This window comes from Qipengyuania polymorpha (genome assembly GCF_019711435.1).
GTDB lineage: Bacteria > Pseudomonadota > Alphaproteobacteria > Sphingomonadales > Sphingomonadaceae > Qipengyuania > Qipengyuania polymorpha.
Map to the genome: position 1 here is coordinate 637,822 of NZ_JAIGNK010000003.1, position 15,236 is coordinate 653,057.

The window sequence follows — 15,236 nt, forward strand, 5'->3', positions numbered from 1 at the left end:
CCGCATTGGCTAGCTACGAGCCTTAGCCACCCTTGGCGCGCTGGTTCGCTGCCTCGACCTCGAGGCGATGGCGGATCAGCGCGTCGGGCTGGTTTTCCTTGAGCCACGCCAGCATGTGCTCGCGCACCGCGCAGCGCAGGGTCCAGAGGTCGCCGATGGTGTCGGCGCTCATCGAAAGGCGCAGTTCGATGCTTTCGGGGTAAGCCTCGGTCATCAGCAGCGCGAGGTTGCGCCCGTCCCACAATTCGTGGCCCTTCACGAACCGCTCGAATTCTTCGCGGATCGGCTCGACTTCGGCGATTGGGTCAAGGTGGAGCATGACCGGGCCTGTCAGCTTCTCACTGACGCGCGACCAGTTCTCGAAGCTCTGGTCGAGGAAGCGGCTGGTCGGCACGACGAGCACGCGCTCGTCCCAGGTGCGCACGGTCACGAAGCTCATGCGGATTTCCTCGACGCGGCCCGCCTGTCCGTCGACCTTGACGAGGTCGCCGATGCGCAGCGGCTGGGTGAGCGCCATCTGGAGCCCCGCGATGAGCGATTTCAAGGCTGGCTGCGCGGCCGCACCCACGGCGAGGGCGGCCAGACCGGCCGAGGCCAACATGGTCGTGCCGATGTCGCGTACGCCCGGGATGTTGAGCATGATCAGCGAGACCGCGATAATGATGATCGCCACGCGGGCCGTACGCGAGAGGATGGCAATACGCGTACGGTGCCCGCGATTGCCGACGTCTTCGCCTTCGACCTGGAGCTGGTGTTCGTAGCCCGCAGCAAGGCCCTTCACGAACGCGAACGCGACCCAGCCGATGACGGCGGGGGTGAGGAAGCTGACGAAGAGGTCCCAGCCATCGCCGACCAGCGCGTCATGTTCCGCTGCGATGGAAACGGCAAACGCAATCATCGCCCAGCGAACGGGCTTGCGCACCTTGGCGACCACCACATCGTCCATCTGGCTGGATGATTTGCTCGTTATCTTGCGCAGGACCTTGAAGATGGCCCAATGCGCGACAAGGGCAACAAGGATAGCGCCGCCAAGAGCCACTCCCGTGTGGATCAGGCCCTCATAGGAAACCGGCCAGTTGCTCGGATGATAGCGATCGAACATTGGCGCGCGCTCTATGCGGCGGGAGGTTCGCTGGCAAGTTTTGTGGCGCTTTTCGCTTGTGGCAGGTCGATAGTCACGACGAGCCCGTCGGGCGTGAAATCGCGCGTGACGCTGCCGCCGAATTGCCGCGCGGCGCTCTCCATCAGCAGGCTGCCGAAGCCCTTGCGTTCGGGCGGTCCGTCGAGCGGGACGCCTTCCTCGCGCCAGGTCAGGTGCACGCTATCCCCGACCCATTTCCACGAGACATCGATGGTCCCGCCCTTGGCCCAGGCACCGTACTTGACCGCATTGGTGGTCAGTTCGTGGAAAACGAGGCCGAGCGGCGTGATGCGCTTTGCCGGCAGCAGCACTTCCGGTCCCGCGATCGTCGCGGTCTGCTTCTGCGAACGATAGGGTGCGAGCGTCGTCTCGATAAGCGTTTCGAGCGAGGCCAGTTCGCGGTCGAGCTCGCCCTGGCTCACCTCATGCGCCGTAAGCAGCGCGCGCACACGCTGGGCGATGGCGTCGGTAACCGGCTTGGCCTCCGGCTTGTCGCGCGCGCTCATCTGGACGATGGCAAGGACCACGGCGAAGATGTTCTTGACCCGGTGGTTGAGCTCGCGCGCCAGCAGGTCGGCCCGGTCGCGCGCTTCGCCCACGGCGGCAGCCTGAGCCGCTTCGGCCTCATGCCGGGCCGCGCGCGAGACGAGACGCGAACCCAGCAGGATCGCAAGCAGCAGCAGCATGATGAGCGTGCCCAGCAGCGGCAGCACGCGTCCTTCGATGCGCGCGGTTTCCTCGGCCTGTTCGGCCAGCAATTCGCGCTCGATCTCTTCCATCTCGTCGAGCGCACGGCGCAGGCGCTCCATCGTTTCCTGTCCCTCGTCGGTCAGCACCGCGCGGCGGGCATCGAGCAGGCGGCCGTCTTCGAGGAGGATCACCGTGCCTTCCATTTCGGAGAACTTCGCGCGGGCGAGCGAATCGATCTGGTCGAGCAGCTCCTCCTGCCGCGTCGTGGCGCCATTGCCGATCAATTCGCGCAGGCGGCGCAAGGCCGGCTCGATCTGTTCGCGGCCCTGCCGGTAGGGTTCGAGATAACGGCGGTCGAGCGTGATGAGATAGCCGCGCTGGCCGGTCTCGCCGTTGAGCGCAGCGGTATCGACGCGCTCGAGCTCCTCGATGATTTGCGCGGTCAGCTGCGAGCGTTCGCGCTGGAGGCGCTCGGCTTCCACCGTCTGGTAGACGAGGAAGATGAGCCCCAGCATCGCCGCGCCGATGAACAAAAGCACCGCGGCATTGGACAGCCTGAGGCCGAGGAGGGGGCGCTTCGCCTCCATGGCTAGTGCGCGGCTCCCCAGCTCTTGCCCGTGCCGATGTCGACGCCTAGCGGGACCGACAGTTCGACCGCGGGCCGAGCGGCGGTCGCCATGACGTTTTCGATGACTTTCGATGCCGCCTCGACATCGCCTTCGGGCAGTTCGAAGACGAGTTCGTCATGCACCTGCAGCAGCATGCGGACATGGTCGAGCCCTGCCTCTTCCAGCGCGGGGTTCATCCGCACCATCGCACGCTTGATGATGTCGGCGCTGGTGCCCTGGATCGGCGCATTGATAGCCGCGCGCTCGCTTCCCTGCCGTTCGCCCTGGTTCTTGGAGTTGATGCGCGGGAACCACGTCTTGCGGCCGAAGAGCGTTTCCGAAAAGCCCTTCTCGCGCACGCTTTCGAGCGTGTGGAGGATGTATTTCTGGATGCCGGGGAAGCGCTGGAAATAGGTGTCGATCATGGCCTGCGCCTCGTCCGGCTCGACCTTGAGCCGCCCGGCAAGCCCCCAGCGCGAAATGCCGTAGAGGATCGCGAAGTTGATGGTCTTTGCCCGAGCGCGGGTGTCGCGCGTCACCTCGCCGAACATTTCGGTCGCGGTGCGCGCATGGATGTCCTCGCCATGCTCGAAGGCTTCGCGCAAGGGGGCGACATCGGCCATATGCGCGGCGAGGCGCAGCTCGATCTGCGAGTAGTCGGCGGCGAGCAGGACATTGCCCTCTTCCGCCACGAAGGCATCGCGGATCTGGCGGCCGATTTCGGTGCGGATGGGGATGTTCTGCAGGTTCGGGTCGGTCGAAGACAAGCGTCCGGTTTGCGCGCCGACGAGGCTGTAGCTGGTATGGACGCGGCCCGTTTCCGGATTGATGGCTTCCTGCAGCGCGTCGGTATAGGTCGACTTCAGCTTGGCGAGCTGGCGCCACTCGAGCACCTTGTCGGCAATCTCCGCGCCGTCGCCAGAGAGGCGTTCGAGCACCGACTGGTCGGTCGAATATTGCCCGCTCTTGCCCTTCTTGCCGCCCTTGTATCCCATCTTGTCGAACAGGATTTCGCCAAGCTGCTTGGGGCTGCCGACAGTGAATTCCTGCCCGGCGATTTCATGGATTTCGCCTTCGAGGCGCTTGGTCTCGGTCGCGAACTCTTCCGACAGTTTCGCCAGCCGTGCACGGTCGACCTTGATGCCGTGGCGCTCCATCCCGGCAACCACGGGGACCAGCGGGCGATCGACCCGTTCGTAGATTTTCGTGCCACCCTCGATGGGCAGGCGGCGCTTCAGATGCGCGTGAAGCCGCCAGGTGACGTCGGCATCCTCGGCGGCATATTCGGTCGCCTTGTCGAGCGGGACTTCGGGGAAGGGGATGGCCTTCTTGCCCGTCCCGCAGACTTCCTTGAAGCTGAGGCAGGTGTGGCCGAGGTGGCGTTCGGACAGCTCGTCCATGCCGTGCCCGCCGCCGATGCCCGCTTCGCTGCGTCCGGCATCGAGCGCGAAGCTGATGATCATCGTGTCGTCGATCGGCGAAACCGCAATGCCCTCGCGCGCCAGCACGTTGAGGTCGTACTTGCCGTTCTGGAAGACCTTGAGGACCGCCTCGTCCTCCAGCATCGGCTTCAGCGCATCGAGCGCGGCCTGCTTGTCGATCTGGTCGGGCTTCTCGGCAAACATGTCGCTGCCACCATGGGCGAGCGGGATGTAGCAGGCATCGTTGGGGCCAAGCGCAAGGCTCACTCCGACAAGCCGCGCGCGGATTGAATCGAGGCTGTCGGTCTCGGTGTCGACCGCGACCAGCCGCGCAGCCTGCGCACGCGCCACCCATTCCTGCAGCCGTTCGAGCGTCTGTACGCATTCATAGGCCGAGCGGTCGATCGCGGGCATTTCGGGCAGCGGCTGGGCATTGCCCTCGTCGATCGCGTCCGCACTGGCGGTCTGCTGCTTGGGCGGGTTGAGGTCGGTCGCGCGGTTCGGGCTACCGGTCCCGGCATCGAGCCGGCGCAGCAGGCTGGTGAAACCGTGCTTTTCGAGGAAGGCGGCGAGCGGCTCGCTCGGCACGCCATCGAGTTTCATGTCCTCGAGGTCGATGGGAAGCGGGCAATCTTCCTTGAGCGTCACGAGCACGCGGCTGAGTTCGGCATCCTCGCGGTGTTCGAGCAGGCGTTCCTTGAGCTTGCTCTTCTTCATGTCCTCTGCCGAATCGAGCGCGGCGGTGAGGTCGCCATGTTCGGCAATCAGCTTGCTCGCTGTCTTCGGTCCGACGCCGAAGATGCCGGGGATGTTGTCGACCGAATCGCCCATCAGCGCGAGGACGTCGCCCACCTTTTCGGGCGGCACGCCGAACTTCTCCTCGACTTCCTCGATATAGATGCGTGCGCTCTTCATCGTGTCGAGCATGTCGATGCGCCCGCCGTCTTTCTCGCCCACCAGCTGCATCAAATCCTTGTCGGAGGAGACTATGGTGACATCCCACCCTTCCGCCTGCGCAGCGCGCGCATAGGAGGCAATCATGTCGTCGGCCTCGACGCCCTCTTCCTCGATCATGGGGAGACTAAAGGCGCGCGTCGCATCGCGGATGAGAGGGAATTGCGGGACCAGGTCCTCTGGCGGGTCGGGCCGGTTGGCCTTGTACTGGTCGTAAATCTCGTTGCGGAAAGAATGGCTCGACTTGTCCAGGACCACCGCGAGATGCGTCGGGCCATCCGCCTTGTCGAGGTCGTCGGCCAGCTTCCACAGCATGGTCGTGTAGCCGTAAACCGCGCCCACCGGTGTGCCCTCGGGATTGGTGAGGGGGGGGAGGCGATGGTAGGCCCGGAAGATATAGGCGGAGCCATCGACGAGGTAGAGGTGCTTTTTGTCGGCCATTATTGACCGCACTAGCAGCGAGTCGCGGCCAAGGGGAGCGTTTGCAGCGCAAAAAATGTGGCCGAAAAAGTGGCGGAAATGCGGCGAATTGAGGGCAATGAGCCGCGAATTGTGGCGAATCTGCTTGCTAGGTCACAATCCTGCCACTATTTAGACACTGTAAGGCCGGAATTGCCGGACCTTGCGTGGGAAGAGCCTTCGGGTTTCCGACCGCACTCAAAACTCGCTGTTTAAGGATTATTATTATGCGCAAGATCGCACTCGTCGCCGCCGCTTCGGCCGCTGCTCTCTCGCTCGCTGCTTGCTCGGAAGCTACCGAAGACGCAGCTGAAGAAACCGTTGAATCGGCTGAAGCCGACGCAGAAGCAAACGCTGAAGCTGTCGAAGCTGGTGCTGAAGAAGCTGCTGCTGAAGTCGACGGCGAAATGGCTGAAGTCGAAGCTGAAGTCGAAGGCGAAACCGTCGACGAAGCTGCTGCTGACTAATTAGTCGCACGCTTCGGACGCGTTACGTTCGAAACAGGAAAGGGCGGTGCCGCGAGGCGCCGCCCTTTTCTTATGCCTTCGAGCGATGGCGCAGGTTCAACCGCCGTAATCGGCGTCGGCCCAGACACGGCGATTGTCGTCCGGGTTAGAAAAGCCGCGATAAAGCGCGCCGGTAATGGTCGAGATACGCGCATCGCGCATCTGGCGGGCTTCGAGCTTGCGTGCGCGGTTGCCGTTTTCCGCCGCCATCGAGCTGCTTTGTCCGGTGACATAGATCGCCACGGCAATCGGGCGGCCGTCGGGCGTATGGAAAATGCCGATGTCGCTGGCCGTGCGGCTGAGCGTGCCGGTCTTGTGAGCAAGCCCCGCGCTGGTCGGAAGGGCCGAGCGCATGCGCTTCTTGCCGGTCGTCGTCGCCCGCATTGCGTCCATCAGGACAGCGCGCGAGGATTGGCTCAACCATTTGCCCTGGTAAATCCCGGCGAGCAGCTGGCCCATGGCACGCGGAGTGGCGCTATCCCTTACGTCGACCGAAGAGGCCGGATCGATCCGGCCGTCCTCGCGCACCAGCGTCGCGATATCGCGGGTCAGCTGGAATTCGCTGATACCTGCGTCGCGCATCCACTTGTTGACCGCCGCCGGACCGCCGACCGCATCGAGCAGGGCGTCGGTGCAGGCATTGCAGCTCTTGGAAATCATCAGATTCAGATGTTCGAGCCCGGTGAGGTAGGCGCCGCCACGACGGGGTAGGCGCCACTCGCTCGTCAGGCTCCATTTGCCGGCATCGACTCCGGCGAGATAAACGGCTGCGACGGCGACCTTGCTGGTGCTCGCCATCGGAAAGCGCTGGTCTTCGAGCACACCGACTTCACGCCCGGTCGTCAGGTCTATCGCATAGACGCCGATGCGCCCGCGCGAGCCATCTGCCAGCGAAGCCAGGGTCTTCTCGAGATGGCTGTCGTAAACGGCGTCGAAGCTCTGGGGAGCGCGCACCTCGGTGCCGAGCAGCTGGTCGAATTGCGCCGTGTAGCCTGCGTCCTGACTGCCCGCACTTTGGGCCTGCACCCCGACCGGCAAGCCCAGCGCCATTGCGCCCGCTGCCAGCACACTCGTAAGTTTCATGATCCGCATGGTTCTCCCGATACCACATTTATGGTTGTCGGAACATTAACGTTAAGCACGAATCATACGCAAGCGCAGGCGCGACGAAATGTGTCGCGCCTGCGCCAGAGGCTTTCGCGGCAATGAAATTTCCTTAGGCCGTCATGCCGACGCGATGACCTGCTCGATCTTCGCGGTCGGCTCTCCCGTCACGGTCTTGTCGATTTCGCCGACAAGGCGCCGTTCGAGTTCGGAATGATAGTGCCGCCGCATTTCGCCAAGAGTCTTTGGGTCGGCGATCACCAGCACATCGGTGAGTTCGCCGGATATGGCTTTGGCGTTCAGCCATTCGGTCGCCGCTGCACCATGGGCCAGTTCGTTGAGGTCGGTGCGCCCGCGCTCCTGGCCGATGTCGTCCTGATGTTTGACCCCCGCACTGAAATTGGTCGCGGTGAGGTCGGGCTTTTGCGCATTGCCGAGTTTGGGTTCGAACGGCTGGCCGGTGTTCTGCATGACGGTGAAATGTTCTCCGTCGACGATTGCGACATGGGCCTTGTGCGGCAGCTTCATGGGCTGGTCTCCTGTATGAATTGTCTACTTGCCAAACCAACGGGCGAGAGCGCGAAGGGGTCCGGACTTGTGAGCCGCATCGCCATGCGTCACAGTGCCGGGCATGGGAGAGAACGACGGCGCGAGCCAATTGCAGGCCGGGTTGAACAGGGCGCTTGGCCGGGCGGGGCTCGGCGAGGCGGCGGGGCTGGTGCGCCTGACCGGCGGGGCGACCATGGAGAGCTGGCGCTTCTCGGCGGACGGTGAGGATTGCGTCCTGCGCCGCGCGCCGAGCCTTGCGATGATGGAGGACCGTCCCTTTGGACATCCTACCGAAGCAGCCATCATCAGGGCCGCGCGGGCTGCAGGCGTTACTGCGCCCGAGGTGGTGGTCGAACTGGAAGAGGCCGACGGTATCGGCAGCGGCTTCGTGATGCGCGCTCTTCCCGGCACTCCCGACCCGCGCGCGATTTTGGCCAGCGCATCGCCTGCACAATCGGTTCAACAGGCCGCAAAGGACTTGGCACGCATTCATTCCCTCGACGCCGCCGACTTGCCCGACGAGATTCCGACTCTCGAATACCGCGAGGGCATCGAGAAACTGCGCGAGCAATTCGAGGAGGCAGGTGGCGACCGGCCCATCATCGCGCTGGGTCTTCGCTGGCTGGTGGACAATGTGCCTGAGCCGGTCGATCCGGTGCTCAACCATGGCGACTATCGGCTTGGCAACTTGCTGGTCGAGGATTCCGAACTGACCGGAGTGCTCGATTGGGAGCTCGCCCATTTCGGCGACTGGCACGAAGACCTCGCCTTCGGCTGCATGCCGGTCTGGCGCTTCGGCGCCTATGACAAGCCAGCGCTGGGGCTGGGGTCGCTGGAGGAATATTTTTCTGCCTACGAGGCGGCTGGGGGAAGGCCGGTCGACCCCGCTCGCTTCCGCTTCTGGACGATCTACCGGACCGTCTGGTGGGCGCTGGGGTGCCTGAAGAATGCAAGGGTCTGGCGCGAGGGACAGGACCGGATGCTCGAGCGGGTCGTGATTTCGCGGCGGACCAGTGAGCAGGAGCTGGATTTGCTGCTGCTGATCGAAGAGGCGAAGGGCGTCACAATCAAATGGCCCGACGCTCTTCCGAAATGGAGCATGCCCGAGAGCAAGGCCGAGGGCGAGGCACTCGACCGCGAAATCGTAGAGGCCGTTGCCGAATGGCTTGCCACGCTCAAGGACAAGGTCGAGGGGCACGACCGGTTTCAATTGGCTGTTGCGAGAAATGCGCTCGCTATCGTGACCCGTGACCTCGTCTGTCCGAGGTATGCCGCCGACGTGGGCTATTCGGAATCCATCCTCGCCGGCGAGACCGATATTTTCTCAAGTGGCGAGCGGCTGCGGCTTATTAGGCACAACGCTCTGGAAAAGTGCCGGGTGGATTCGCCCAAATACCCTTCGATTCCGATCGCCCGCGCAAGATGGATGGGATAGCTCGCATGGACTTCACAATCCCGCAGGACCTCGAGGATTATTACGCCGAACTCGTCTCCTTCATCGAGGCAGAAATCGAGCCGCTGGTCGCGAAAGACGACAACATCCGTTTCTTCGACCACCGCCGCGAGAATGCGCGGACCGATTGGGAGCGCGGCGGGCTGCCCAATCACGAATGGGAAGACCTGCTGCGACAGGCGCGCAAGGCTGCGGACAAGGCGGGTCACTGGCGGTTTTCCGCGCCGAAGAAGTATGGCGGAAAGGACGGCTCGAACCTCTGGATGGCCGTCATCCGCGACCGGTTTGCGCAAAGGGGGCTGGGTCTCCACAACGACTTGCAGAACGAGCATTCGATTGTCGGCAACTTCCCCTTCGTCGCCATGTTCGAGACCTTCGGGACCGAGGAGCAGAAACAGGAATTCATCCTCGGCGGCTTCGAAGGGAGCCGCCGCGTCGCTTTCGGCCTGACCGAGCCCGACCACGGCTCCGACGCCACTCACATGGAAACCACCGCGGTCCGCGAGACGCGCGATGGCGTGGACGGCTGGCGCATCCACGGCGAGAAGATGTGGATCACCGGCATGCATGTCGCGACGCACTGCGCGACCTTCGCCCGCACCAGCGGCGAGGCGGGCGATGCGAGGGGCATCAGTTGTTTCCTCGTGCCCAACCCCACGGACGGCCTCGAAATCGAGGAATGGATGTGGACCTTCAACATGCCCACCGACCATCCGCGCCTGTCCTTCAACAATGTCTGGGTGCCCGACAGCGCCATCCTCGGCAGCGAGGGACGCGGGCTCGCGCTGGCGCAGAGCTTCGTCCACCAGAACCGCATAAGGCAGGCGGCGAGCAGCCTTGGCGCGGCGACCTATTGTGTCGAGGAGAGCGTGAAATATGCACGCGCGCGCAAACCCTTTGGGCAGGAACTGGCACGCAACCAGGCCATCCAGTTCCCGCTGGTCGAGCTTGCCACCCAGTGCGAGATGCTGCGTCTGCTCATCTACAAAACCGCGTGGGAGATGGACAACATGGCCCATGAGGACATCGAAAAGACCATCTCGGACAGGGTCTCCATGTGCAATTACCAGGCGAACCGGCTCGTTTGCGAAGCCGCCGACCGCGCAATGCAGGTGCACGGCGGCATCGGCTATTCGCGCCACAAGCCCTTCGAACATATCTACCGCCACCACCGCCGCTATCGCATCACCGAGGGCGCCGAGGAAATCCAGATGCGCAAGGTGGGCGCCTATCTCTTCGGCTATCTCGGCCCGCGAAAGGGCAAGTTCGCTTACCCCTGAACCCTAAAGAGAAGTCGTTGGTCGAGTGAATGCTTGACCTCGGCCCTCGCATGCGTCTCATTCGCCACGATTACTGTTGGGGACTGAGAACATGACGAATTTCTTCCGCCTTGCCGCAACCGGCTTGCTTGCGACCACTTCCACCGCAGCTCTGGCGCAGGAGGTGCCCATCGTGCTTCCGGGCGCACCGGGAGAAGCGCCGCGCGTGATTGGCGAGGCCGAGGCGATTGCCCTGTCTGACACGCGCTATTCGCCCGCCGACGTCAATTTCATGCAAAGCATGATCGTCCACCACCAGCAGGCGGTCGACATGGCCAAGCTGGTCAAGGCGCGCACCAATAACGACGCTGTCCTCAAGACCGCCGACCGTATCGAGGCCGGCCAGAAGGACGAGATGAAATTCATGCGCGAATGGCTCGAGGCGCGTGGCGAGAAGACCGCCATGCCGCATTCGATGCATCACGGTGCGCATGGCCACGGCGCGATGAAGGGCATGGCGAGCCCTGAACAGATGAAGGCGCTGGCCGCTGCCAATGGCACCGAATTTGACCGCCAGTTCCTGATGCTAATGGTGGCGCACCACCAGGGCGCGCTCGACATGGTCGAAGAATTGCACAATTCGCCGGGCAGCGCCTACGACCCGGTGATGTTCGAATTCACCAATGAGGTGGTGAGCGACCAGCAGGCCGAAATCGACCGCATGAACGCGGTGCTTGCCGCCCTTTCGACCGACCCGCGCGCGACGCTGGCCGCCGGTTTCCGCGATGCGGGCGAGGCGATTTCCAACCTGCGCCTCGTGGTCGCGCAGCCCAAGCCGGCCGGTTTCTTCGATCCCGAAAACCCCGCCCAGCTGCAGCCGCTCATCGAGAAGGACGAGGAAGACAAGGACACCTCCGCCAAGCGCGAGGAAGACGAGGAAGACGAGCCGCAATTCGGCCAGCGCGGCTCGCTGCTCGACTTCGCCAACACCGACATCGCTTTCTCGGGCGACCTGATGGTGGCGGGCAGCTATCACGGCTTCAACGCATACCGCCTCGGCGAGGACGGCGTGCCGGTCCTGCTTAGCTCGACCGTCTGCCCCGGCGGGCAGGGCGACGTCTCGATTGTCGGCGACCTCCTTGTCATGAGCGTTCAGGACAGCCGCGCGCGCGTCGACTGCGGCCTCCAGGGCGTGGCCGGCAAGGTCAACGCCGAGCGCTTCCGTGGCCTGCGCATCTTCGACATTTCCGACATCACCCGCCCGCGCCAGGTCGGGCAGGTGCAGACCTGCCGCGGCAGCCACACGCATTCCATCGTCAGCGCCGATGCGGACCGCATCGTGGTCTACAATTCGGGCACCAGCTACGTGCGCGACAATGCGGAACTGGAAGGCTGTTTCGACAGCGCGGGTGACGAGACCGCGCTGTTCAGCATCGACGTGGTCGAAATCCCCGTCGCCAATCCGGCGGCCTCACGCATCATCGACAGTCCGCGCATCTTTGCCGCCGACGGCCAGATTGCCGGCCTGTGGAAGGGCGGCGACCACGGTGAGGGCACGCAGGACACTTACATCACCAACATGTGCCACGACATCACCGTCTTCCCGGCAAAGAACCTTGCCGCAGGGGCCTGTTCGGGCAATGGCATCATCCTCGACATTTCCGACCCGATGAAGCCCAAGCGCATCGACGATGTGACCGACAAGGGCTTCGCCTATTGGCACTCGGCGACCTTCAACAATGACGGCACCAAGGTCCTCTTCACCGACGAATGGGGCGGGGGCGGACGTCCGCGTTGCCAGGCAGGCGACCCCAAGAACTGGGGCGCGGATGCGTTCTACGCCATCGAGGACGGCAAGCTCGAATATCGCGGCATGTACAAGCTCCCCGCGCCGCAAGGCGACAAGGAGAATTGCGTCGCGCACAACGGCTCCATCATCCCCGTGCCGGGACGCGATATCTTCGTGCAGGCATGGTACCAAGGCGGCATCTCGGTCATCGATTTCACCGATGCGACCAACCCGTTCGAAATCGCCTATTTCGACCGCGGACCGGTGGACGAGGACCAGCTGATTACCGGCGGTTACTGGTCGGCCTATTGGTACAATGGCCGCATCTACGCGACCGAAATCGCGCGCGGGCTCGATGTATTTGCATTGGAGCCGAGCGAATTCCTCACCGCAGAGGAAATCGCGGCGGCAGAAGCGGCGACCTATGAAGGCAATGTCTTCAATCCGCAGACCCAGACGCAGGTCACCTGGCCCGACGAAGTGGTCCGCGCGGCTGAAGACAGCCGCAAGGGCGGTTAAGGCCTAGAACCAGGCGCGAATGCCGAGAAGAAATGCAAGGCCGTCGGGGTCCTCTCCGGCGGCCTTTGCCATATCTGCCGTCTGGCCGATCATGGCCTCGTATCCCACGCCGACATAGGGCGCGAATTCGCGGGCGATTTCGTAGCGCAGGCGCAGGCCGGTCTCGATCTTGGTGAGACCAGCGCCAATCTCGCGCTCGGGAATATCCTGCGCCGACAGTTCAAGCTCCATGCGCGGCTGCAGGATGAGGCGCTGCGTTATCTTCTGGTCGTATTCGCCTTCCAGCCGCGCGGTTAAATCGCCGCGGTCGGAGAGGAAGACGGCGCCGTCGACATGCCACATATAGGGCGCGAGGCCCTGCACGCCCAGCACGAGATGGCTGCGCGTTTCCGGCTCGAGGTCGAGCCGCACGCCCGCCTGCAAGTCGAAGAAGGGGCCGATGGCGTGACCCCATAGCGCCTGCACCTCAGCGTCCTCCAGACCCTCTCCGAATTCGCCTTCGCCTTCCGACTTGATGACGAATTTGTCGATATCGCCGCCGTACCAACCCTGCAGGTCCCACAGATAGGCCTCGTGCCCGTCGGCAATGCGCAGTTCGAGACGCTCGGCCATGAGCGTGCCCGTCAGCATGTCGCCATGCGTGGCGTGGTTGGTCGCGCGCGCCTTTGCCATCCGGTCTGCGCCATAGATTTCGTCGGCGGCGTGCTCGGGGCCTTCGAGAGCCTCGGGCGGCGGCGGTCCTTCGGGAAGCTCCGGTACGGAGTGCAGCGAATGATCCATCGGCGCCGGGTCGGATTTGGGCGGCAGCACCAGCGGCGCGGGCTTCTTCCTGGGGGCGTGCTGCGAATGGTCTTCGGCGGGCTTCTCGGTCTCAGGCTGCGCGTGTCGCGAATGATCCTGCGCGGCGGCAGGGAGAGCGGCCAGCATCAGCGGCGCGGCGAGGAACAGGCGCGCGCTCATGCCTCCACCTCGGCTTCCGGGAAGGGCCGCACGGTCACGGTCTGCATCATGCCTGCATGCATGTGGTAGAGCAGGTGGCAGTGGAAGGCCCAGTCACCCGGCTCGTTGGCGGTGACGTCGAAGGTTGCGGTGCTGCCCGGCTGGACCACGACCGTATGCTTCAGCGGCTGGTTCATCATCCCTGCGCCATTGACCAGCTCGAAGAAGTGGCCGTGCAGGTGGATGGGGTGCGCCATCATCGTGTCGTTGACCAGCTTCACCCGCACGCGCTCGTCATAGGCGAAGCGGATGGGATCGTCGGTGACGGCCGAGAACTTCTTGCCGTCGAAGCTCCACATGTAGCGTTCCATGTTGCCGGTCAGGTGGATTGTCATCTGGCGCGTGGGCATGCGGTGCGGGTTCATGCGCGCGGCCTTGAGGTCGGTGTAGCGCAGCACGCGGTGGTCCACATTGTCGAGGCCGAGGCCCGGGTAGCCCATCCGGTCCATCGGCATGGGCGAGACCATGTCGATACCGGGTCCGACCTTCACATCGGGCGGTAGCTTCGAGGTATCGCGCATCGAGTGGTCCATCGAACCGTGGTCCATCCCCGCCATCGCATCACCGCCGCCGTGGTTCATGCCCGAATGGTCCATCCCGCCATGACCGCCGCCATGCGCATCGTGGTTCATCGCCCCGCCGCTTGCGCCGTCCATCGAGCCCATGCCCATATCGGCCATGGTCAGCGTGACCGGCTCGCGCAGGGGCGGGGGTGTTGCGCGGTGGCCCTTGTGCGAGGTGAGCGAGGCAAGGCCCATGCCGCTCCGGTCCATCGCCTCGGCCACCAGCGCATGGCTGCCCGCTGGCGGGGTCACGATGACATCATAGGTCTCCGCCGTTCCGATCTGGAATTCATCCACGTCGACCGGTGACACATCCATCCCGTCGGCGGCAATCACCGTCATCGGCACGCCGGGAATGCGGATATTGAAGAAGGTCATTGCCGAGCCGTTGATGACCCGCAGCCGCACGCGCTCGCCGGGGGTGAAGAGATATTCGAGCCCGTCCATCGGCCCGTGCCCGTTGACGAGGAAGGTATAGGTGTCGCCCGTCACGTCCGAAATGTCGCGCGGGTTCATCCGCATCCCGCCCCACATCAGCCGCTCCTTCAGCGGCATGTCGCCCTCGGTAGCGGTCTGCATCTGGCGGTTGAAATAGTGCTCGCCGACCTTGAGCAGGCGCGCGATTTCATGCGGGTGGCGCGGGGTGAACTCGCTCAGCAGGACGACATAGTCGCGGTCGTAGCGCGGGTCGGGTGTCGCGCTTTCGATGACGATGGGGCCGTAATGCCCTTCCTGCTCCTGCAGGCCCGAGTGCGAGTGCCACCAGTAGGTGCCGCTCTGGCGAATGGGGAATTCATAGGTGAAGGTCTCGCCCGGCCGGATGCCCGGAAAGCTCACCCCCGGAACGCCGTCGAACTGGAACGGCAGCAGCAACCCGTGCCAGTGGATGGAAGTGTCCTCGGCGAGGTTGTTGGTCACGTCAATGCGGACGTTCTGACCCTCGCGCAGACGCACCAGCGGGCCGGGGACGGTCCCGTTGACGGCGATGGCATGGCCCTTGCGCCCGCCGACGGTGAAATGGTGGTTGTCGACGGTCAGCGCGATACGCTCGCCCGACACCTCGCCGTAGCCCTGTTTCGCATGGGTCAGGCTCTCGCCCTTCGCCCATGCGGGCATAGCCAATCCGCTCGCTGCGACACCGGCGGTGCCGAGCATGAAGTTGCGGCGGGAAACCGGCCCGAGGCCCATCTGTCTGGAAATCATGCCCCGATTATAGGAAACG

At 64.0% G+C, this 15,236-nt stretch carries 11 protein-coding genes; 4 read left to right on the forward strand and 7 right to left on the reverse strand.

All coding sequences use genetic code 11. From position 1 onward, the window contains the following. Nucleotides 1–22: 22 nt before the first annotated feature. Genes K3152_RS12005 through polA form a run of 3 tightly spaced genes read right to left on the reverse strand, consistent with a single transcriptional unit; the run spans nt 23 to nt 5,255 of the window. Nucleotides 23–1,102 carry a mechanosensitive ion channel family protein gene (locus K3152_RS12005; RefSeq protein ID WP_221574326.1) on the reverse strand — a complete coding sequence of 360 codons (1,080 nt, stop codon included), beginning with the start codon at nt 1,100–1,102 and terminating at the stop codon, nt 23–25. An 11-nt stretch (nt 1,103–1,113) separates the two neighbouring features. Then, nucleotides 1,114–2,418: a sensor histidine kinase gene (locus K3152_RS12010; protein WP_221574327.1), complete on the reverse strand. Its 1,305-nt coding sequence runs from the start codon at nt 2,416–2,418 to the stop codon at nt 1,114–1,116. 2 nt (nt 2,419–2,420) lie between these two features. Continuing rightward, nucleotides 2,421–5,255: a DNA polymerase I gene (gene polA / locus K3152_RS12015; protein WP_221574328.1), complete on the reverse strand. Its 2,835-nt coding sequence runs from the start codon at nt 5,253–5,255 to the stop codon at nt 2,421–2,423. Nucleotides 5,256–5,500: 245 nt separating this feature from the next. Between polA and K3152_RS12020 the strand changes: the two genes are divergently transcribed. Next, entirely contained in the window at nt 5,501–5,740 is a 240-nt protein-coding gene (locus K3152_RS12020) for a hypothetical protein (protein WP_221574329.1), read from the forward strand. A gap of 96 nt (nt 5,741–5,836) precedes the next feature. Here K3152_RS12020 and K3152_RS12025 read toward each other — a convergent pair whose 3' ends face one another. Continuing rightward, nucleotides 5,837–6,871 (reverse strand): serine hydrolase, encoded by a 1,035-nt coding sequence (locus K3152_RS12025; RefSeq protein ID WP_221574330.1) that lies wholly within the window; start codon nt 6,869–6,871, stop codon nt 5,837–5,839. Nucleotides 6,872–7,003: 132 nt separating this feature from the next. Further along, a complete protein-coding gene (locus tag K3152_RS12030; protein WP_221574331.1) occupies nt 7,004–7,411 on the reverse strand; it encodes a host attachment protein in 408 nt (135 codons plus the stop codon). 103 nt (nt 7,412–7,514) lie between these two features. Here K3152_RS12030 and K3152_RS12035 point away from each other — a divergent pair, with 103 nt between their 5' ends. The 3 genes from K3152_RS12035 to K3152_RS12045 all read left to right on the forward strand — a co-directional run bounded on the left by K3152_RS12035 (nt 7,515) and on the right by K3152_RS12045 (nt 12,452). Next, a complete protein-coding gene (locus K3152_RS12035; protein ID WP_221574332.1) occupies nt 7,515–8,867 on the forward strand; it encodes a phosphotransferase in 1,353 nt (450 codons plus the stop codon). Between the two features lie 5 nt (nt 8,868–8,872). Further along, complete coding sequence (locus K3152_RS12040; RefSeq protein ID WP_221574333.1) at nt 8,873–10,165, forward strand: acyl-CoA dehydrogenase family protein; 1,293 nt, start codon at nt 8,873–8,875, stop codon at nt 10,163–10,165. 91 nt (nt 10,166–10,256) lie between these two features. Next, a complete protein-coding gene (locus K3152_RS12045) occupies nt 10,257–12,452 on the forward strand; it encodes a DUF305 domain-containing protein (protein WP_221574334.1) in 2,196 nt (731 codons plus the stop codon). A gap of 3 nt (nt 12,453–12,455) precedes the next feature. Here the strand turns inward: K3152_RS12045 and K3152_RS12050 are convergent, their stop codons facing one another. Beyond that, nucleotides 12,456–13,412 (reverse strand): copper resistance protein B, encoded by a 957-nt coding sequence (locus K3152_RS12050; protein WP_221574335.1) that lies wholly within the window; start codon nt 13,410–13,412, stop codon nt 12,456–12,458. Then, the gene (locus K3152_RS12055) at nt 13,409–15,217 is read right to left on the reverse strand and encodes a copper resistance system multicopper oxidase (RefSeq protein ID WP_247713364.1); all 1,809 of its coding nucleotides are present in this window, start codon (nt 15,215–15,217) and stop codon (nt 13,409–13,411) included. The genes K3152_RS12050 and K3152_RS12055 overlap by 4 nt, the downstream gene beginning before the upstream one ends. Between the last annotated feature and the right edge of the window lie 19 nt (nt 15,218–15,236).